The organism is Snodgrassella sp. W6238H11 (assembly GCF_016100525.1).
GTDB classification, from domain to species: Bacteria; Pseudomonadota; Gammaproteobacteria; order Burkholderiales; family Neisseriaceae; genus Snodgrassella; species Snodgrassella alvi.
In genome coordinates this window covers 253,537-274,856 of the sequence record NZ_JACFSH010000003.1, presented here as the reverse complement: position 1 = coordinate 274,856, position 21,320 = coordinate 253,537, and the positions used below count along the sequence as shown (strand labels likewise).

Sequence of the window (21,320 nt, the reverse complement as noted above, 5' to 3'; positions counted from 1 at the left end):
GCCACCACGGGAATTTGTATGGCATCTAAATTGATTTTGCTGGATCAGGATGGTGTTCTGGCCGACTTTGAGCAGGGAGTAAGACAACTATGGCAGCAAACCTATCAGCAACCGCTGCCTCTGAAAGAACGCAGACATTTTTACCTGCGTGATGATATGGCTTCCGAGTTTCACCGCCAACTGGCGCAAATTTATAGCAGTAAAGGTTTTTTTGCTTCATTACCGCCTATGCAGCATGGTATTTCAGCAGCTAAGTGCCTGCTGGAGGCCGGCCATGATGTGCGTATTTGTACCTCGCCTATACAGGATTATCACTATTGTGTATCCGAAAAATTTGATTGGGTATGCCAGCATCTGGGTGAAGACTGGATGCAGCGCATAATTCTGACCAAAGATAAAACCTGGGTGCGCGGCGATATTCTGATTGATGATAAACCTCAGATAAGCGGCAGTCTGGTGCCGCAATGGCAACACTGGATTTATGATCAGCCCTATAATCGGCATCAGACTGAATTGTATCGGATAAACTGGGAACAACCGGAAACATGGTCTGAATTACTAAATAATTAAGTTCGGTGACCTGACTATATAAAACAGAGAGGCTGGAAACTACAATGCAAACGATTTTTTTAACATCTTACATTGCCGGAACCGGTCAGAAGCTTGCCGATTTTATGCAGAACAATAAAATTAACAGCAAACGTGTCCTGTTTATCCCTACAGCCGGTAATGTTGAAGGCTACACAAAATATATAGATGAAGGTAAATCAGTATTAACACAGCTTGGATTGAAACTTGATTTACTGGATATTGCCACAGCGGATATCCGCCAGAGCCATACTGCTTTTTCGGCAGCAGAAATCATTTGCATAACCGGCGGTAATACATTTTATTTATTGCAGGAACTGAAAAGAAAAAATCTTGACCGGCTGCTTGCTCAAAGAATTGCTGGAGGCTGCGTTTATATTGGCGAATCTGCCGGTGCAATTATTCTGGCAGCAGACATAGAATATAATAAAATAATGGATGACAGCAGCCTGGCTCCGGAACTAAACAATTATACAGGTTTAAATTGCATCGATTTTTATCCTCTGCCGCATTATATTGATGAACCTTTTGTCCAGTCAGCCCGGCAAACCTATGCAGAATATAGTAAACGTTTGAATTTGGTAACTTTTAATAACTCTCAGGCTATTGTTGTTATTAATCATAACTATGTGGTGGTGTAAATTCAGAGCTGTAAATACGCAGCCAACCCAGTTTGTTCTGTCTGATTTTTAACCTGTACAGAAGTATTTTAAGGCAAAACTATCTGAATAAAATAAATAATAGTATCGCAGCACATTATCAAATAAACCTCTGTAAGCTACAATAGCACAATTATTCCAATGCCAAAGATCGGTTGTGATTCAGCTTTGGCCTCATATCGTATTCAGGAAAGCCCATGTTTGGATTTTTTAAACGAAAAAAAAATACTGAGCCAGTTGCTGAAAAGCCCGTACCGGCCCCTCACCAGCAGGAAAACTCAGAACAATTACAGAATATAGCTGATGATTCTGCTCAGACTGAAGTAATACCGCAGCCTGAACCGGCTATCAGTGATCCTGTTGCAGAAAAACCTGAGCAGGCAGACACCGCTTCCGTTCAACCACAGGCCGAAACGGAAAAAGATATTATTGTACCCACAGCAGTAGATGAACCGGCAGCCATTGCTGTAACAGACGATACTGCTTCACCAGTTCAGACACCTGTCGCTAGTGAAAACACAGTTGTGATAGCTGCTGAGCCGGATACAGTGAGTGAGCAGACAGAAAAACCGGCTAAACTGAGCTGGACTGCACGGCTAAAACAGGGGCTGAGCAAATCCCGCAATCAAATGGCCAAATCTCTGGCTTCTGTATTTGGCGGCGGTAAAATCGACGAAGATTTGTATGAAGAACTGGAAACCGTATTGCTTACCAGTGATATGGGAATTGAAGCCACAGAAAAACTGCTGGCGCAGGTGCGCCAGCGGGTTACCCTGAAAGGGCTGAAAAACGGAGATGAGCTGCGCAGTGCTCTGAAAGATGCTCTGTATGAATTACTGTTGCCGCTGGATCAGCCACTGATTTTACCGGATGATAAAAAGCCCTTTGTGATTATGATGGCCGGTGTGAATGGTGCCGGTAAAACTACCAGTATCGGTAAACTGGCGAAATATTTTCAAAGTCAGGGTAAAAGCGTGCTGCTGGCTGCCGGCGATACCTTTCGTGCAGCAGCCCGCGAACAATTGCAGCAATGGGGTGAACGCAATAATGTCACCGTGATTGCTCAGGCTTCCGGCGACTCAGCAGCAGTCTGTTATGATGCTCTGGAGGCGGCCAAAGCACGCGGTATTGATGTGGTACTGGCAGACACTGCCGGTCGCCTGCCTACTCAGCTGCATCTGATGGAAGAAATCAAAAAAGTAAAACGCGTCCTGCAAAAATCCTTGCCTGACGCTCCGCATGAAGTCATGCTGGTACTGGATGCCAATGTGGGTCAGAATGCTATCAATCAGGTTGTAGCCTTTGATGATGCGCTCGGATTAACCGGTCTGATTGTTTCCAAACTGGATGGTACGGCCAAAGGCGGTATTCTCGCGGCGCTGGCAGCCAAGCGACCGGTTCCGGTACGCTTTATCGGTGTGGGCGAAGGTATTGATGATTTACGCCCGTTTGATGCCCGGGCATTTGTAGATGCATTAATTGAGGATGAATAATAAAATGTCAGATAAAAGCCGGCTATAAAAATGAATAGACGGCTTTTCACTGTTTCAGTATAAACTGATGTTTTCGAGAAAGTATAATTATAGAAATAGCAGCCGGAACATTGAGCAGAATGCATCAAAAATACTATAAGACTCAATTAGTCTTACCATACAAATTTATTGATAGTAAAATAAATTAATAAAGAAGCTAATTATTAAAGTGGAGATACAAATGGCCGAAAATGAAACTAGATTAAACAGCAACTTATTCAAACAACATCAGAAGTTTGGTTTCGATATCATGGAGTATCTGGCTGATTTTTTTGAAAAAGCGGAGTTAGAAGAAGTTGATGAGCAGGCCGTAGACAGTGTAGATGGTTGTTATCAGCAACTAACTTTTCCTGATCAGTCTTCTATTCGTTATACTTCCTGGAATAATGGACAGCCGTTTTACGTTATTTTATTTAACTCACGCGGTGATTATATTTTAGAGTTGGACTTAACCAGACTGGTTTGTATTGAAGACAGATTTACCTGGTATCTGGCCAAGCCGGTTAATCCTGAGTCAAGAGAAGTGTTAGCAGCACATCTGGACTTGGTACAGATTCCTTCTGATTATAGAGCATGGGTAATTAATCAGAAAAAAATGTTGAAACAAGGTGAAAAGGTTAATAAAGAAGGTTTTTTACTGGTAAAAGATAGTAACTGGAAAGAATTAGTAGAAAAACTGGCTGCTCTTATTCAGGTATATCCAAAAAATACGTGATTGGCGGATAGGTAATCAGGGTAGATAATCTAAATTATTTATTATTGGTAGGTATACAATTACACTGGCTTAATAAACGCAGAAGATTTTTTCTGATTAGTCTGGAATCTTCCTGTAAATTGATGGTAGAAAATCTGATTGTGTGGTTTTGAATAATGACATGTTCATTTATGTTCTCATCAATAGCCGGATACAGTAACATCCCGGTTGCATGACAAGATGGGGCATCAGTAGTGTTTTCCTGACTTCTCAGGTAGGCATAAAGCTGATAAATATGTGCACTTTTAAACTTTTTGCTATTATTAGAACCTGATTGCCGAACAATAGAGGTACATTTTGTATCGATAATCATACGATGCTGGCAGGCTGAGTGTTCAATAATTAAATCTGTTCGCATTTGGGGCAGAAATTTATTTATATTGTTACTTGCAGACTTCTGCTGCCAGAATAACTTTTCACCGGAACTGATTTTCCATCTGCTGGCTGGCAGATTAACCCGGGCAAAGCCTATTGTAGCCTTTTCAAATAATTGCCGTAACCAAGTATCAGTTTTATTAATTTGTTCGGCCGATTGCACGCCGGCCTGTTCTGTCGGAATAGCCAGCTTAAAAATAAGACGGCATAAGGTGAGTAAATATCTATCTTGTGTGCCGGACCGATCAAAATAGTCGGCTCTGAAATCATAGTGAGTTGACTGGCCTATTTTCAGTGTATTAAAGTGACTGATAATTTTCTGACATCGGATTTTTAATTTTTCATCCTCTATCAGAGGCAATAAAGTGTGAGCGGCTGCATGAATATAGCGGTTTTTTGGTGTATCAATAGTTAAAACCTCAAACTGACATTGTATTCTGCCCTTTTCCAGTAAATGCTGTCGTACTGTAGCAAGAATATCTATTTTTCCTCTGACACGATTCAGTATTTGCGTCTGTTGTGTATATCCGCAGGATAATGATCGCATGAGTTTTTCGGTAGCCTTACAATACAATTCGGCAGCCAGCTTAATCAGATCTTCAGGATTATTTTCCAATTGAACTCGTTGCTGTTTACCCAAAGTCTGGTATAAATCAGAAGCATAAAGTAACAGTAACCAAATATTTTTAATCGGTATCTTGGCTACTGTAGTACTGGTTTCCTGTTTATTAGACATATATATTTTTTTTAGTTAGTTGTTTTGCAATAATAATATTTTCTCAGCTTTCTCAAATTGATTGGGTTTATCAAACCAGTATTCTTTCAATAAAGGCATAATTTCAGTTTTTACGATAGTAGTAAACCATTTATCAGCTTGATCATCTTTTATGCTTTGACTGGTGGTCAGGTAGCTGTGTCCAATGGTAAATGCAGGACCAAGTGTTTGGTCATCGCTAATTTTTTTATTCAGTTTAATCATACAATTTTGCCATTTCTGTAATTTTTCCTCTGAAATTCCTGATTTGTCTTTCATATATTCCAGCCACTCATCATCAAAATTTGGTTTTAGATCAAAAAATGCAAAGCGGCGCCGCAATGCAAAGTCAACCATAGCCAGAGAGCGGTCAGCGATATTCATGGTGCCAATGACATACAGATTATCCGGAATATAAAAGCCTTTTTCATTTCCATAGGTTAACTCCAATGCTTCCTGAGGATTACGTTTACTGGCTTCGAGCAGTGTTAACATTTCTCCAAAAATCTGTGCCGGATTTCCGCGATTGATTTCTTCAATAACAATCACATAGTTTGCGTCAGGATCATTTTTTGCCTGATTGGCTATATTAAGAAAAGGGCCGTCAACTAATTCAAGTTTGCCGTCGCTGGAAGGGCGATAGCCCCGGATGAAATCCTCATAGGATGTATTCGGATGAAACTGGATTGCTTTAATATTGTCAGAATTACGATAGCCAACGATTACACTGGCCAATCGTTTTGCCAGCCAGGTTTTACCGGTACCGGGCGGTCCTTGTAAAATTATATTTTTCTTTTCTTTTAATTTTGTCTGAATACTTTCCAATTCATCTTTGCTGATGAAACAGCCTTCTTCTATTAAATCATCCAGAAGATAAGGTTTTCTGGCTATATTTTTTTGGTCTGGATTTTCCTCACTACTAATATTATTTTTATTTGATATATCTGAATCATAACTTGCTAATTTATATTGACCATTATTATTCAAAAAAATCAAAATATCTTCATCACGTAACTCTTGAAAAGTGCGACTGATACTGTATTTTATTGTGTTATTTTTCGGAAATCGTTCTTGCAGTAGTTGTTCATACTCTTGCAGGAATTGTTGACGGGTAAAAATACTACTATTATTTTTTTCACATAATTCCTGAATCAAATAATGTACTGTTGTTTGCCATCTGGCATTATTATTAAGCTTCTGCTGACTTTGATTATTCATATCTGAGTCATAATTTGTATTATTAAAACGTTCCTGCCAATAAGGCATCTGACAAAATTGATCAATATCCTGAGGCTGATCATCAAAGGTGAAATTAATCAATTGCTCCGATTGCCAGTTGGTATCTTTATTTACCGGCCAGATGGTTTTCAGACTGGTATAAAAATACCATTTTTTTTCAGGAGTAGATCTTTGCCAGCTGACTTTCAGAGATTTACCATCACCCGGATTTTCAATAACAGTACCGATGGCTTTAATTTGTGTTACCGGTACAGGATAGCCTTTGTTTTCGAAAGGCAGATCAGATATCTGAGGTGAGACGGATTTCATTGCTACCTGATCGCCGGCAGCTATCAAATGAATTTGCTCAATATCCTTCTTATTATTGCCAGCATATATCCATTCATTATTACGAATAAAAATATCACTCCGGTTATTATTTGCCTCTAAAAACCAGTAGTTTTGCTTTGTATTATTCATTTTCCCCATCTTTGTAAATGATTACCGGTTGCTGATGAATCATAGCACAGCAATTAAATTAATTAATATTAACTTTAAATGACATTAGATATGATTAATGTTAATCACAATAAAGTTTAAATACAAACTTTTTTGAAAATAACATTTATAGACAATAACAAACAGCTGCCGATAAAATAATTAGCTGTGATATACGCAGATGCCGATAAGTTATCTTTTAATCTGAATGTTTTATTATATTTTAGTTCAAGAAATTGCCATAAAAAACGCGATGTAATCATCGCGTTTTTTATTCTTTACTGAAACTCAGGCAGCCTCATGAAAGCCGCAGTGACGTAACAGTGCATCGATTTGCGGTTCACGGCCGCGGAATGCTTTAAAGGATTCCATAGCCGGCCGGGAGCCGCCGACAGCAAGTACTTCATGCCAGAAACGTTTGCCTGTTGCCGCTGCATCCGCTTCTTCTTCAAAAGCGGCATAAATATCCGCAGAAAGCACTTCTGCCCAGCTATAGCTGTAATAACCGGCAGAATAACCACCGGCAAAGATATGGCTGAAAGAATGAGCAAAGCGGTTAAAATCTGGCTGAGGCATCACGGCTACCCGACGGCGTACTTCCTGCAAGGTTTGCTGCCAGTCACAACCCGGATGGCTGTAGATTTCCATATCAAACTGAGCAAACTCCATCTGGCGCAGCATCCAAAGCCCGCTCTGGAAGTTTTTTGCAGCCAGCATTTTCTTATAAAGCTCCTCAGGCAGTACCGCGCCGGTATCCTGATGGCAGCTCATGCCGGCAAGCACATCATATTCCCAGACAAAGTTTTCCATAAACTGGCTGGGCATTTCCACTGCATCCCATTCCACGCCATTGATACCGGAAACTCCCAGTTCATCTACCTGAGTCAGCAGATGATGCAGACCATGACCGGTTTCGTGGAACAGAGTCAGGATTTCTTCGTGGCTCAGGCGTGCGGTATTGCCGGCTACAGGCGGCGTGAAATTACACACCAGATACGCAATAGGTGTTTGCAGCTGGCCGGCATGATCGCCTGTTATAAAACGACGGCGGCCGCGGTAATCATTCATCCATGCACCGCCGCGCTTACCGGCTCGTGCATACAGATCCATGTAGACGCCACCGATGATGGCCCCGCCCTGTTCAAGCTCATAATAGCGAACATCAGGATGCCATACCGGTACCTGTTTTTCGATGAAATGAACGCCATACAATTTATCAATCTGGGCAAACAGACCTGCGAGAACGCGATCAGCCGGAAAATATTTTTTTACTTCAGTCTGGCTGAATGCATATTTAGCCTGACGCAGTTTTTCACTGGCATAGGTCATATCCCATGGCTGTAAATCATCCAGACTGAGATGTACTCGTGCGTATGTTTTAACTTCAGCCAGATCTTTTTCAGCAAAAGGTTTGGCTCTGCTCGCCAGATCCTGAAGAAAGGTCATCACCTGTTGGGGTGTATCAGCCATTTTGGTTGCCAGCGATAATTCTGCATAGTTTTGGAAACCCAGTAACTGAGCTTCACGTGCGGCAATCTGCAGAATCCGGTTGATATTGGCGGTATTATTCCATTTAGCCTCGCCAAGCTCACTGGCCCGGGTTGAATAGGCATGATACAGCTGCCGGCGCAGTTCGCGATTGTGGGCATATTGCATTACTGCCAGATAATGCGGCATTTGCAGCCCGATTTTATAGCCGGTTTTACCTTCTGCCTGTGCCGCTGCGGCAAACATGGCCAGTGCCTCTTCTGTTAATCCGCTGATTTCGCTATCCCGTGCAAAGTCGGCATCTGTGCTGGTCTGACCGGATGTATTTTCCTGACCAGCCAGTTCTGCGCCATTAGCAAAATACAATGCAAATGCATCAGTGGCGTCCAGAACATTCTGACTAAAGGCTGCGGAAAGCTGCGCACCTTCTGCCTGTAAGGCTGCAAACTCCGCCTGTTCCTGTTCCGGCAGCTCGGCACCGCTGAGAACAAAATCTCTTAAATCATGGTTCAGTTTGGTTTGCTGTGCCGGGCTCAACTGTGCATATTCTGCACTGGCTTTGATGCTTTTAAAGCGCTCATATAAGGCAATATCCTGACTGATCGCAGTAAAGAATTCGCTTACTTTAGGCATCAGTGCATTATAGGCCGCACGTAATTCAGGTGTATCTGCCACGCTGTTTAGATGGGCAACAACACTCCAGATACGACCGACACGTTCAGTAATACTGGTTAAAGCTTCTACGGTGTTATTCCAGCTGGCATCAGGCTCAGCTTTCAAGGCGGTGATAGCGGCAGCAGCCTGCTGCATCGCTTCGGTCATTGCCGGCTCAATATCTGCAGCCTTAATGGCATCGAAACTGGGTTCACTATCCAGATTCAACAAAACATTTTCAGACATAGTATTCTCAACAGAAAAATACCTGTAAATTTGCGGTTTTTCAGGTAAATCGGGTGGAAAGAGCAGGAGCTTATATTTATCTTCTGCTATAAATAATATTGCATAATGTAACAGGATAAGGTCAAAAACATGAAAAACAATATTCGTTCTTATTTAGATACGCAACCACAAATTGCCGATAGTTGTTATATAGATGATATGGCTGTGGTTATCGGGGATGTAATTTTGCAGGAAGAAGTATCTGTGTGGCCGTTTGCGGTGATTCGCGCAGATGTGAACAGTATGCGTATTGGTGCCAGAAGCAATATTCAGGATCACTGTATGCTGCATGTCAGCCACAAAACAGCAGCCAAACCGGATGGCTCACCATTGGTGATTGGTGAGGATGTTACTGTAGGTCATCATGTTAATCTGCATGGCTGTACGATTGGTAACCGGGTGCTGGTGGGGATTAATTCGATTGTTCTGGATGATGCGATTATTGAGGATGATGTGATGATTGGTGCCGGCAGTCTGGTACCCCCGCGCAAACGTCTGGCGAGCGGTTATCTGTATCTGGGTGCTCCGGTACAGCAAATCCGCCCGTTAACGGAAAAGGAGCGAAAATTTTTATTATATTCAGCATCGCATTATGTTAGACTCATGAAGAGTTATTAAGTTAACCCTCTAATTAAAGGACTATAAAAAATGAAAAAATTCTTGTCTTTAGGTTTATTATGCAGCCTGCTGGCGTTGACAGGCTGTGTCAGCGATGGCGCAGCTAAAGGGAAAGGGCAAACCCAGGTGTACGGAGAGGTCACCACCGGTGTGGAAACGTCACATACCAGTCATTAATTTATTTGGTCAAGTTAATTTGATGTAAATGAGTAGCAGAGTAATACTAAAATAGATGAGTGTCGTAAAATGGGTATTATATGCAGTTGGAAAATGCAAAATTTGCACGGAACAATTGTTATATTAATGAAGTTAAGCTAGATTGTGAAAATAGTTTTTCAAACCAACCGTTAAAGGACACAATGATGAAAAAGCTATTGGGAATTGGTGCCGTACTGGCTGCTCTGTTACTAACTGCCTGCGCTACTACAAATTCTGATACTAAAGCTGCTCCGTACAGTGATGTACAGGCTGCCGTAGAATCTAACTAAGCAGTAGTGATTAAATAAGTGGTTGGATTCGCTGGATAAATAATTCCAGCAAATCCAGCCACTTTTTTGTATAAAGTAAGCGGACAAATGCCGGTATAAAAAAATTGACAGATATCATTAGAAACGAAATAGGATTGAATAAAGAGATATCGGCACTCAGAGTAGTGCCGGTTAGCTCTAAATGAGGCATATTATAGATTTGCATGTTTGAGTGTCTGCGACACTCAAAATCTGTTCAGAAATAATTTTTTATTTTAAAGTTAATGATTTTTGCCGGCCTGATTTGGCTAAATATAAGCTGTTCAGAAATAGCCTGAATGCAATAAATATATTATTCATATTGGCGGAAGATCTACAGCGTATATCAATTCAGACTATCACCTTTAACTTTCAAAACATAGGCTGATAAACATACGCAGTTTAATCAACAGAATTTTTGATATTGGTCTCATCAATAATCTGATAGTAAACAGAAAAATATCCCAATACTCTATTGGTTGTACTGATACAGACAATTAAATTACTTGAATAATGTTGAATTTAATATCAGCAAATAAAAATTTTTCCAGCTTTAAGCAAAATGCTTGCAAGGCTGGAGCAGAGCATGATTAGCCTGTTGTATTCCGGAACTGATAAAAGGCAGTCAGACTGCCTTTTATACTGATTGGCGATTTTAGCAGATCGCTTAATCACCCTTAATGAGTGATGTAGTTGTGCCGTCCGGATGCACTTCTTGCAGAATAACCCCGCATTGGGCTGATGCAGATGCCGCGATGGCCTCGTAATCTTTACCCGGTTCGGCTACAAAAGTAAGTTTGTTACTCTGGCAGGAGGGCTGATAGGAAATGATTTTGCCATCGTTATGAGTATTATTAACATTGGTCAGACCAATAATGGCATTGGATATGGTAATCGGTACATTAGCTGGAATGGTGAATTCACGGTAGTACAGCTTAGACAAATTATGATTATGTCGTTTCATTGTATCCAAAGTAGCCGTTGCCGGTATACCAATGGTGCTGTTACGAGCCAGACCTAATGATGAAGCAAATGCCCCACCTAAGGTACCACCGGTTGATTCTTTTACCTCATGTCCCTGAAAACTGTATTTCATATTAGTCGGTTTGCCATTCTGCCCGAAGATGCGTATCCGTGCCTGTTGTGCACTATCATCTGAAGCATCCTGTGCCATGGCCAAATTAACATTGAAACTTAAGAAAAAACTGATTATCAGGAATTTTTTCAGGCTGAGTCTGGATTTGTTTTTTTTGATAAAAAACATATGAGTACTTTCTAAATAAATGAGGGTAGAAAAGTTAATAATAAAGTGATGTATCAGAATAATTAACTGATATTACTCTATATTCACATAAATAAATATTATTTATCTGCATAATTTTTTTATAGCTGAAACGGCTCAGCCTGAAAGTGTGATTCAGATTAGTGTTATGAAATGTGTAATAAATTATAATGCAGATTGGTATTAATACCAATAGCATAATAATATAAATCTGATACCAACCGGATTGCTGTTTTCCGGTTATTTGCTGCGCAGCACTGGCGGATCATTGTAATCAATAACTGATACCTGAAAAAAGCAGATTTGATTTCAATAAGTGCAAAGAGAATATGCATATTAATATCGGGAAATTCAGATGTAATTTATAATAAATACATATTTATCCGTATAAATAAACAGCATAACGGGCACAGTAATTTGTGCCCGTTATGCTGTTTGCTGTTCAGGTGAATTATGTCTGGCTGCCGCCCACAGTCAGACCGGCATCAATACGCAGCGTAGGCTGTCCCACACCTACCGGCACGCTTTGCCCATCTTTACCGCAGATACCTACACCACTGTCCAGACTACTGTTATTGCCTATCATACTAACGTGTTTTAATACTTCCGGACCACTGCCAATAATGGTGGCTCCTTTTACCGGATATTGTAGCTTACCGTTTTCAACCCACCAGGCTTCCGAAGCACTGAATACAAATTTACCACTGGTAATATCGACCTGTCCGCCGCCAAAATTAACCGCATACAAGCCCTTATCGACAGAAGCAATAATCTCTTCCGGATTAAGCCGGCCGTTTTCCATATAAGTATTGGTCATGCGCGGCATCGGTGCTGAGGCATAATTTTCACGCCGGCCATTACCGGTCACAGGGACGCCCATTAAACGTGCATTGGTTTCATCCTGCAAATAGCCGCATAAAATACCATCTTCAATCAGTACCGTACGCTGTGTAGCATTGCCCTCATCATCAATGTTCAGCGAACCACGGCGTTCTGCAATATTACCCTGATCAACAACAGTCACACCTTTAGCCGCTACGCGTTCACCTAAACGGCCGGCAAACGCACTGGTTCCTTTGCGGTTAAAATCACCTTCCAGACCATGACCTACAGCTTCATGTAACAATACACCCGGCCAGCCATTGCCCAGTACCACCGTCATCTGACCGGCAGGTGCCGGACGGGCTTCCAGATTGGTCAGTGCCTGAGCAACGGCTGTATCTACATATGATTTGAGCATGGCTTCATCAAAATAACCCAGATCAAAGCGGCCGCCACCGCCACTGCTGCCTTGCTCACGCCTTTCTCCCTGTTTAGCAATCACAGTAACAGATAAACGGACAAGCGGGCGGACATCAGTGTGTATCCGGCCGTCCAGTCGCGCCAGATAAATCAGTTCATGCTCGCAGACTAGCCCGGCCATTACCTGCACAATACGCGGATCAGCAGCTTTTGCCAGTGCCTCCACACGCTGTAATAAAGCCACTTTCTCTCCGGCATCCAGACTGAGCATCGGATTAGCCATTGCATACAGCGGTTTGACTGACGGCAGAGAAGTCAGTCCCACTGAGCGCTGCTGACCGGCCTGACCAATTGCCCGTACAGCCTGTGCTGCATCTGTTAATGCCTGCACATTCAGATTGTCGGCGTAAGCAAATGCTGTTTTTTCACCACTTACCGCTCGGACACCGACGCCCTGCTCAATCTGAAAGCTGCCTGATTTGACCATGCCTTCTTCCAGATGCCAGCTTTCATAGGTACTGCGCTGGCAGTAAATATCAGCATAATCAATATGGTGTGCTCCCATCAGGGAGAGTGCACGGGTAAAATCGGCTACAGCCAGTTCGTTGTCGGCCAGTAGCTGTTGATGAACAAGTTGCGCGGTTTGAGTTGAGATAGGCATGAGCTGTCAAAAATTAGGTTGTGACAAAAAGCACAGACAGAGAAAGATTTAATCAGAAAAGCAAATTGTGGGCAATTATACCGAAAACAAGCTTTGTCCGCGCGAATGCAGGAATACTTATTATACGCAGATCAGGTGTAGGAATAGAGACCGGAAAAACAAATTGTAAAAATTACCAAATTGTTATTGATAATAATTCTCATTATATTATAATGTGACTCACCAGTTAGTTAGAGATAGTTAACCGGTAATGACCTCAAACATCTTTTATCTAAATCTACTTTCAGGAGCGGCGTAACGATTAGCGTTAAATTTTTGCATCAAAACTCAAAAACCGAAAACACTTAACCCACTGAAACATCAGTGGGTTAAGTGTTTATAATAAGCTGATATTCAGTAATCAGATTTCATTGTGGCTGTTGTAGCCCTGCGGATTGAGCTGTTGCCAGTGCCATGCATCGGTCATCATACTGGTCAGACTGCGCTGAGCTGTCCAGCCCAGTTGTTCGGCTGCGCGTTCAGGATTGGCATAGCACACAGCAATATCTCCTGCCCGGCGCGGGACAATCTGATAAGGAATTTTTTTGCCGCTGGCCTGTTCAAAGGCATGTATGATTTCCAGTACCGAATAACCCCGCCCTGTACCCAGATTATAAATATGTACACCGGGTTGATTATTTGTAATGCGCATGGCACTTAAGTGGCCGTCAGCCAGATCCATTACATGAATATAATCACGGACACCGGTACCATCAGTAGTAGGATAATCGTTACCAAATACCGATAGCTGTACCAGCTTGCCAACAGCTACCTGACAGATATACGGTAATAAATTATTCGGAATGCCATTCGGATCTTCACCAATCAATCCGGATTCATGCGCGCCCACCGGATTGAAATAACGCAGTAATGTCATACTCCAGCGCGCATCTGCTGCCTGTATATCCGTTAACATCCGCTCTACCATATATTTGGATGTTCCGTACGGATTGGTGGTTCCGCCGGTAGCCGCGTTTTCATCAATCGGAACCGAAGCCGGTGTACCGTAAACTGTAGCTGAAGAACTGAAAACCAGATTGAAAATACCTGCTTTGGCCATTTCTTCAACCAGAATCAGGCTGCCACTAACATTATTATCATAATATTTCAGCGGCTCCCGTACACTTTCACCGACTGCTTTTAAGCCGGCAAAATGCAGCACATGCTCAATACTGTGCTGTTTAAATACCTGTTGCAGCAGCGTACGGTCGCGAATATCGCCCTGATAAAAAGTTACCTCTTTACCGGTAATCTGTTTTAAACGCTTGAGTACCACTGGCGATGCATTACACAGATTATCAATAATAATTACATTGTAGCCGGCATTAAGTAATTGTACAGTCGTGTGAGAGCCAATAAAGCCGGCACCACCTGTTACCAGAATAGCCATAAATTATCCGTAATAATTTTTTCATCGAAATACAACAAATAACCGGTATGTAAATAACCAGAAATCCATAAGTATATCTTGTTTATAATCATAGTTAAGTTGATGCGGGGTAGAAGATACACTAAAAGAACCGGTATCTGCTGTATCTTTACAACAGTAAAGTGCTGAGCCGCTCAGATGAGGTGACACAACAAAAAATATTCGGTACCTCTGACAAAAGTTATTTCTGTTCAAACGGCAATAACTGAACTGGACAGGAGTGATAAAACAGAAATCTGATAGAAATATGACTTGAAATACAGCGGCAAATAAAACCATATAAACCATTATGCAGATATAGCAGATAAAAAATCAGATTGAATATTTGCTGAAAACCGGCTACTGATAAATATATAACTAATTAATAAATTGAAAGTTTATATTTATTATTTAATAATATACATTTTAAAAACTAAAATAACTTTTTTGATTTTAACAATGTTCTTCATAATCGGAAGATTGAGACTTTAATATTTGTGCATGATATTGCGGCTGTTAATAAGCAAGTTAAGGATAAGTCATTTTTCTATCGGTTAACTCTTAATACTCATCATTATTCTGAAAAAGATACACAAAGTGAAAATAACTATGATTGTAAACAGCCTTTATTTAAAGACCGGCAAAATGTCTGTCTCAATTTAAATCTGCAGAATCAGTTTTTTAGATTACAGCTTGCGAAATCAACACTAGTGCTTTTAAAGATATACAGAAATTGTGGTACAAGGCGATTATAGCCCGCCTGCGTCTGTTGTATTAGATGAATTTAAAGATAGCTTTAAACCAGATTCGGCACCATTTATACACTTCGGATAAATTAAGCAATTTGTAAATAGCAGGATCGGTCTATATTATTTGACCGATTTTTATATCAATGTTGTATTTAAACTAGTTTAACAGTATAGTATGCAAATATTATGAAAACCAAATATCAGCTTGTGATTATTAAATTAGCATTTTGTATTTAGTCATCTACTTAATAATATGGAGTATTTAATTATGCAGATGTATATGAAAAGAATAATATTTTTAATAATCTCGTTGTTGATGACTTTTTTACTAAGTTCTTGTGCTAAACACTACAAAAGGGTAAGTACAGCTGACTACCAGTTAATAAATAGTTCTGACGCCAAGGAATCTTTACATGTCAGTTTACAAATTGATGATTTTTATAATCCTTATTTAACTCATGCAGAAAATGAAGATATTAAACAAAAATTTCCGAAAAAGAATATTAAAATAATAGCAAATTATGAGCCTATAACTGATAAAACAGGCTCCATCATCAAAAAAACGACAAAAAATAGTCCACCACAATTTTTATCGTTAAAGGATATTTTGGGAATTGATGATATAGAGATTGTGTATAACAAAATAAATCAATATGCATTTGCGACAAATTTAAAAGTTAATAAAGATAATCAAATTATAAACTTTGATATTCCTAAACCTACTAAGAATAACAAGCATGAATATGTTCTTGAAGGTATTTATCTTTATTATCCAGATTTTCAATTTTCCAAAAATCCTAAACCTTATTATTTTCGAAACGGATCAGATTATTATTTACCGATTTTTAAAAATCAAATCGATATCAATAAATTGAAAGGTTCTGTAAATAGATTTATGAACGTGGAACTATTAAATCTTGATATAATAACCGATAAGTTTTTTGACTTTACTTATGATTATGATAGAACACAGTTAACTAATAAAGACTATTTAGCCAGAAATATTGTCTTAAATACCAGTGTTTGGTTTTCAAATGATAAACCAATTAAAAAGAAAGTATTAAGTAATGAAGAAAAAGGTGATTTATTTGATGAAATGACTATCTCCATGGATGGGCAAAAATATGAACATATAGTTATTCCTGACTCAAAATTAAGTTGGTCTGATGCTGAAGATATATATGGTTCTTATGTTAAAGGCAAAACATTTGAAGTTTTACAACTTAAGGGACAACTTTCAAAGTATTCAAAAAAGGGTTATTACGACGGACGACGTGGAAAATGGGTTAAGCAAAAAGGGGATATGGTATATATTGACCAAAAATATGGTTCTCATGTGGATAAAAAAGGTTGTGAATTTGATTATCGAATAGTTTTTGAAAAAGATAATCAACCTAGAAGATATATTTTACACTCATATAAAAGGTCTGAATCAAATAATAAAAAGTTTACAATATTTTCTAATAAAACTTATATATCACAAGAAAATTTGAACTTCTTTGAAAAAACAAAGCAGCGAAAAAAAGAATCCTTTGACTATAGCTTGAGACAAATTCCTGTATTTTATAAAAATTCGGATAAAGAATTTCGTGATCAACTCATACTTGAAAATCAAGACTTAGCACAAGCATGTATGAAGGAAATAGATCATATGAAAAGATTGATGACAATGCCAAAAGAAGATTTAATGCAAGAATTTGAGCAATACAAAAAAATCATCAATAAAGAAAACTCGAAACAACGCTAATATAGCTGCATATTAATACAAATAAAGTAAATATATGGGTATTTCATCAAAATTTAATGAATATTACGATTCAGGTTACAGTTTGATTAGGCTGATAAATTAATATATTAGTAAATTACTTACCCTACTGGAGATGATTAATTAATTTTATAATATAGTCTTATTTAATTTTTTATTACTTTTATTTTAACCACAAAAACAGCTCTGGTTCCGGTCAGAATATTTGTATTCGTTTTATTAATTTTTATTAAAAAACATATGTGCTGAAAAAATCATTAAAACAATGTATACTGAAACTGTATGTAATGTTAATTTCAATTATTTATCAGATGATGCTGATCTAAATAAATTGAATCTGAATATTTGCCGCTAAGTTATGTTCAATAAACCTTACCAGTATGATTAACATACTAAATCAATGAAAAATTTTATCGAAATATTAAACCAAAAAGATATTAAATATACAGTTGAAAATGAGATTATCCGCATAGCGGATAATCTGCGCTTTTATCAAAATCCACTTAAATCACTGCCGGATAATTTAATTATTGAAGGTGATCTGGATATCTCTCAAACAAAAATCAGCCAGTTACCGGATAACCTGATTGTCTGCGGTAATCTGAATATGTCCTATACTAAAATCAGTAAACTGCCGGAAAATATGATTTTTCGCGGGGGGCTGAATATATCCGGTACACAAATCAGAGTGCTACCGGAAAATTTGGTGGTTCAGGGCAAACTTATTGCCTCTCGTACCAAAATACAAGTTTTACCGGAAACGCTAATTGTTGGTGGTTCGCTGGATTTATCCTATAGCTATATTCAGTCGCTACCAGAAAATCTGACAATAAACGGTAATTTATATTTACAGAATAGTTATATACTGGAATTACCGGAGAATTTGGTTGTTGCCGGAGACCTGGATGCCTCTTCAACCAGAATAACCCGATTACCGGAAAAATTTACGATAAAAGGCAGTCTTTGTCTGGAAAAAAGCGGTATCAATACTCTGCCTGCTAATCTGCATATAACCGACGATCTTGATTTGAGTAATACCCGTATCACAAAGTTACCTGAAAATCTGAAAGTAGATGGTAGCCTGATTCTGGCTGCCTCCAAAATTAAGAAATTACCAAAGAATATTCAGGTAAAAAATAATTTAAACTTACGTTTTACAGAAATCAGAAAATTACCGGATAATCTGACGGTGAACGGTGATCTGGATTTATCAGGAACAAAAATTAAAAAATTACCTGCTAATCTAAGAGTCAATGGATGTTTAGGTCTGGAAAGCTGTCGAAAAATCAATAAATTACTTAAAAATTTTAGGGCTATATGCACTAGTCTGGATTTGTGCTTTAATAAAATCAAAAAAATACCAGAGAATTTAAAAATCCAATCCAATCTGTATTTGAATGAATGCAAAATCAAAAAATTTCCCAAAAAAATGAATATAAACGGAAAGTTGAACCTGGATGACGCAAAAATAAAAAAATTGCCTGAAATTTTGCATGTTGGTGGCGATTTATCTCTTTTGCTGGTACCGATTAAAAAACTACCTAAAAAACTTTCAGTAGGAGGTGAGCTGTATTTATGGGGTTGCCGAGTTAAAAAAATTCCCAGTCATGTTAATGTAGTCAATGGGCTGGACTTAACTTTGACTAAAGTAAAAAAATTACCTCAGAATCTTACCAAGATAAAAAAACTGGCAATAGAGGAAACTAAAATTAACCGTTTGCCAGATAAGCTCAATGTTGAGGATTATCTGGATCTGAGAAATAGCCGAATTAAAAAATTACCTAAAAAAATACAGGTTGGTAGTACATTGCTGTTAAGTAATACCCGGATAAAAAAGCTACCGAATAACCTGAAACTTAATCATGGTATAAACCTGAAAAAAACTTCAATCAGATATTTGCCGGAAAATCTGGAGCTCAAATGGTTAAGTCTTGATCTTAAAAAGATTAAAAATATTGCTTACCGGAAAAATTGTACAGCTAAAAGAAAAACTATCTTTGCAGCTTATTTGAATGGCGAATATAAAATTTTTCAGAATGAATACCTGGTTGGTAACCTGCAAGAGTATGAGCAATTTGTTAACCAGAGATTTATTGATCCGCAGGCTGGTAAGCTTAAACAGGCAGCCAAGGATTGCGTAGAGCAATTGCAGAGAAAACTCAGTACTCATAAAACTTAATATATTGAATACTGGCTGACAATAAAACCAGACCGGATAAAGTCAAAGTACTTATTCAACTTTGTAACTTTTTAATTAGAAATAGATATTTATACTGAAAATATATACTGAAACTGCATGATATTAATACCAGCTTTCTGGAAATGTATGCAACTAAGTTACCTTCCCTTAAATTTTACCAGTATGCTAACATACTAAATCAATGAAAAAATTTATCGAAATATTAAATCAAAAAAACATTAAATATAAGGTTAAGAATGATGTTATCCGGGTACTGGATAATCTGTGCTTTTATCAACCCTGTCTAAAATCACTGCCTGACAATTTAATTATTAAAGGCAATCTGGATATTTCTCAAACAAAAATCAGAAATTTACCGGATAATCTCATTGTCTATGGGAATCTGAATCTATCCGGTACAGAAATCAGTATATTACCGGACAATCTGGTGGTTCATGGAGAACTAAACGCCTCTTATACCAAAATAATTACGTTGCCGGAAAAGCTTATAATAGGCGGTGCATTAGATTTATCCTTCAGCTATGTGCAGTCGCTACCAGAAAATTTGACAATAAACGGCAATTTATCTTTACAAAATACTTATATACTGGAATTACCGGAAACTTTGATAGTTGCCGGAGACTTAGATATTTCTTCAACCAGAATTACCCGACTACCGGAAAAGTTTACTATCAAGGGTAGTCTTAATTTGGGTCGTACTGATATCACAAAGTTACCTGAAAATCTGAAAGTAGATGGTAGTCTGATTCTGGCTTCCTCCAAAATTAAGAAATTTCCAAAGGATGTACAGGTAAAAGCTGATCTGGATTTACGCTATACGGAAATCAGAAAATTACCGGATAATCTGACGGTGAACGGTAATCTGGATTTGTCTGGAACAAAAATCAAAAAATTACCTGCTAATCTAAGAGTCAATGGATGTTTAGCATTGAGAGGGTGCAGTACAATCAATCAGTTACTTAAAAATTTTAAAGCTACTTGCATTAGTCTGGATCTAAGTTGTAATAAAATTAAGAAAGTACCAGAGAATTTAAAAATACAATCCAGTCTGGACCTGAATAGCTGTAAAATCAAAAAATTTCCTGCAGAGCTGACTGTAAAAGGGAATCTGGATTTATTGGAAGCAAAAATCAAAAAACTGCCTGCAAAGCTGACTGTAAATGAAAATCTGAATCTGGAGGACGCAAAAATCAAAAAATTGCCTGCAAAGCTGACTGTTGGCGGACAATTATCTATTGAAGGGGCGTCAATTAAACAATTACCTAAAAATCTTTCAGTGGGAGGTGAGCTAAACTTATCGGGTACCAAAATTAAAAAAATTTCCAGTCATTTTAATATAGCGAATGGAATAAATTTAGCCTGTACACCAGTAAAAAAGCTACCCTCGAATTTTACTGAGATAAAAAATTTATATATTAACATAACAAAAATTTCTCGCTTGCCTGATAATCTCCATGTTTGGGAGAATCTCGTATTGTGTAGCAGCAAAATTAAAAAGTTACCCAAAAATTTGCAGGTCGGTAAAAAACTGCTGTTAAATGATACCAAAATTAAAAAATTACCCGAAAATCTGAAACTTGAAGAAGGCATCAACCTGAAAAAAACTCAAATCAGATATCTGCCGGAAAATCTGGAGCTCAAATGGTTAAGTCTTGATCTTAAAAGGATTAAAAATATTGCTTACCGGAAAAATTGTACAGCTAAAAGAGAAACTATCTTTGCAGCTTATTTGAATGGTGAATATAAAATTTTTCAGGATAAATCCCTGATTGGTAATCTGAAAGAGTATGAGCGATTTGTTAACCAGAGATTCATTGACCCGCAGGCAGGTAAGCTTAAACAGGCAGCCAGAGATTGCGTAGAGGAATTGCAGAAAAAAATCAGAATTAATTAACTTAATGTACAAAGTACTGGCCGACAGCTGCAAAAAATGCTGAATTTGCCAGTACGTGACTCAGATATATTTGGCCGGCAGTAATTTATTAAAAATAGCATAAACATATTTTGTACTGTTTTTAATTCAACTCCATCCAATTGATTTGTAT

The 21,320-nt window shown here is 38.5% G+C and carries 16 protein-coding genes; 10 read left to right on the top strand and 6 right to left on the bottom strand.

What is annotated here, in order from left to right:
* The first annotated feature begins 18 nt into the window (after window positions 1-18).
* The 4 genes from H3V00_RS07675 (at window position 19) to H3V00_RS07660 (ending at window position 3,494) form a co-directional block, all read left to right on the top strand.
* Window positions 19-570, top strand: coding sequence for a 5'-3'-deoxyribonucleotidase (locus tag H3V00_RS07675; protein ID WP_198207400.1), 552 nt, complete (start codon window positions 19-21; stop codon window positions 568-570).
* A 44-nt stretch (window positions 571-614) separates the two neighbouring features.
* The gene (locus tag H3V00_RS07670) at window positions 615-1,229 is read left to right on the top strand and encodes a Type 1 glutamine amidotransferase-like domain-containing protein (protein WP_198190362.1); all 615 of its coding nucleotides are present in this window, start codon (window positions 615-617) and stop codon (window positions 1,227-1,229) included.
* 215 nt (window positions 1,230-1,444) lie between these two features.
* Window positions 1,445-2,740, top strand: coding sequence for a signal recognition particle-docking protein FtsY (ftsY, locus tag H3V00_RS07665; protein ID WP_198207398.1), 1,296 nt, complete (start codon window positions 1,445-1,447; stop codon window positions 2,738-2,740).
* Between the two features lie 220 nt (window positions 2,741-2,960).
* Complete coding sequence (locus tag H3V00_RS07660; RefSeq protein WP_198207396.1) at window positions 2,961-3,494, top strand: hypothetical protein; 534 nt, start codon at window positions 2,961-2,963, stop codon at window positions 3,492-3,494.
* A gap of 34 nt (window positions 3,495-3,528) precedes the next feature.
* Here H3V00_RS07660 and H3V00_RS07655 read toward each other — a convergent pair whose 3' ends face one another.
* The 3 genes from H3V00_RS07655 to H3V00_RS07645 all read right to left on the bottom strand — a co-directional run bounded on the left by H3V00_RS07655 (window position 3,529) and on the right by H3V00_RS07645 (window position 8,766).
* Window positions 3,529-4,644: a hypothetical protein gene (locus H3V00_RS07655; RefSeq protein WP_198207394.1), complete on the bottom strand. Its 1,116-nt coding sequence runs from the start codon at window positions 4,642-4,644 to the stop codon at window positions 3,529-3,531.
* Between the two features lie 15 nt (window positions 4,645-4,659).
* Window positions 4,660-6,360 carry an AAA family ATPase gene (locus H3V00_RS07650; protein WP_198207392.1) on the bottom strand — a complete coding sequence of 567 codons (1,701 nt, stop codon included), beginning with the start codon at window positions 6,358-6,360 and terminating at the stop codon, window positions 4,660-4,662.
* Between the two features lie 306 nt (window positions 6,361-6,666).
* Window positions 6,667-8,766 carry a M3 family metallopeptidase gene (locus tag H3V00_RS07645; protein WP_198207391.1) on the bottom strand — a complete coding sequence of 700 codons (2,100 nt, stop codon included), beginning with the start codon at window positions 8,764-8,766 and terminating at the stop codon, window positions 6,667-6,669.
* Window positions 8,767-8,895: 129 nt separating this feature from the next.
* Here H3V00_RS07645 and H3V00_RS07640 point away from each other — a divergent pair, with 129 nt between their 5' ends.
* The 3 genes from H3V00_RS07640 (at window position 8,896) to H3V00_RS11560 (ending at window position 9,911) form a co-directional block, all read left to right on the top strand.
* Window positions 8,896-9,423 carry a gamma carbonic anhydrase family protein gene (locus H3V00_RS07640; protein ID WP_198207389.1) on the top strand — a complete coding sequence of 176 codons (528 nt, stop codon included), beginning with the start codon at window positions 8,896-8,898 and terminating at the stop codon, window positions 9,421-9,423.
* Window positions 9,424-9,465: 42 nt separating this feature from the next.
* A complete protein-coding gene (locus tag H3V00_RS11565; protein WP_255516815.1) occupies window positions 9,466-9,600 on the top strand; it encodes a hypothetical protein in 135 nt (44 codons plus the stop codon).
* 185 nt (window positions 9,601-9,785) lie between these two features.
* Window positions 9,786-9,911, top strand: a complete 126-nt coding sequence (locus H3V00_RS11560; protein WP_255454304.1) for a hypothetical protein — start codon at window positions 9,786-9,788, stop codon at window positions 9,909-9,911.
* Window positions 9,912-10,596: 685 nt separating this feature from the next.
* On the opposite strand, the gene H3V00_RS07635 is transcribed toward H3V00_RS11560, so the two are convergent.
* The 3 genes from H3V00_RS07635 to galE form a co-directional block, all read right to left on the bottom strand.
* Window positions 10,597-11,193, bottom strand: coding sequence for a hypothetical protein (locus H3V00_RS07635; protein ID WP_084554519.1), 597 nt, complete (start codon window positions 11,191-11,193; stop codon window positions 10,597-10,599).
* A gap of 469 nt (window positions 11,194-11,662) precedes the next feature.
* On the bottom strand, window positions 11,663-13,114 hold the full coding sequence (gene tldD, locus H3V00_RS07630; protein WP_084554522.1) for a metalloprotease TldD: 1,452 nt from the start codon (window positions 13,112-13,114) through the stop codon (window positions 11,663-11,665).
* Between the two features lie 400 nt (window positions 13,115-13,514).
* Window positions 13,515-14,543: a UDP-glucose 4-epimerase GalE gene (galE, locus tag H3V00_RS07625; RefSeq protein WP_198207387.1), complete on the bottom strand. Its 1,029-nt coding sequence runs from the start codon at window positions 14,541-14,543 to the stop codon at window positions 13,515-13,517.
* Window positions 14,544-15,590: 1,047 nt separating this feature from the next.
* Between galE and H3V00_RS07620 the strand changes: the two genes are divergently transcribed.
* From H3V00_RS07620 to H3V00_RS07610, 3 genes are all read left to right on the top strand, one after another.
* Complete coding sequence (locus H3V00_RS07620; protein WP_198207385.1) at window positions 15,591-17,057, top strand: hypothetical protein; 1,467 nt, start codon at window positions 15,591-15,593, stop codon at window positions 17,055-17,057.
* 418 nt (window positions 17,058-17,475) lie between these two features.
* On the top strand, window positions 17,476-19,254 hold the full coding sequence (locus H3V00_RS07615) for a hypothetical protein (RefSeq protein WP_198207383.1): 1,779 nt from the start codon (window positions 17,476-17,478) through the stop codon (window positions 19,252-19,254).
* A gap of 202 nt (window positions 19,255-19,456) precedes the next feature.
* Window positions 19,457-21,169: a hypothetical protein gene (locus tag H3V00_RS07610; protein ID WP_198207381.1), complete on the top strand. Its 1,713-nt coding sequence runs from the start codon at window positions 19,457-19,459 to the stop codon at window positions 21,167-21,169.
* Window positions 21,170-21,320 lie beyond the last annotated feature (151 nt).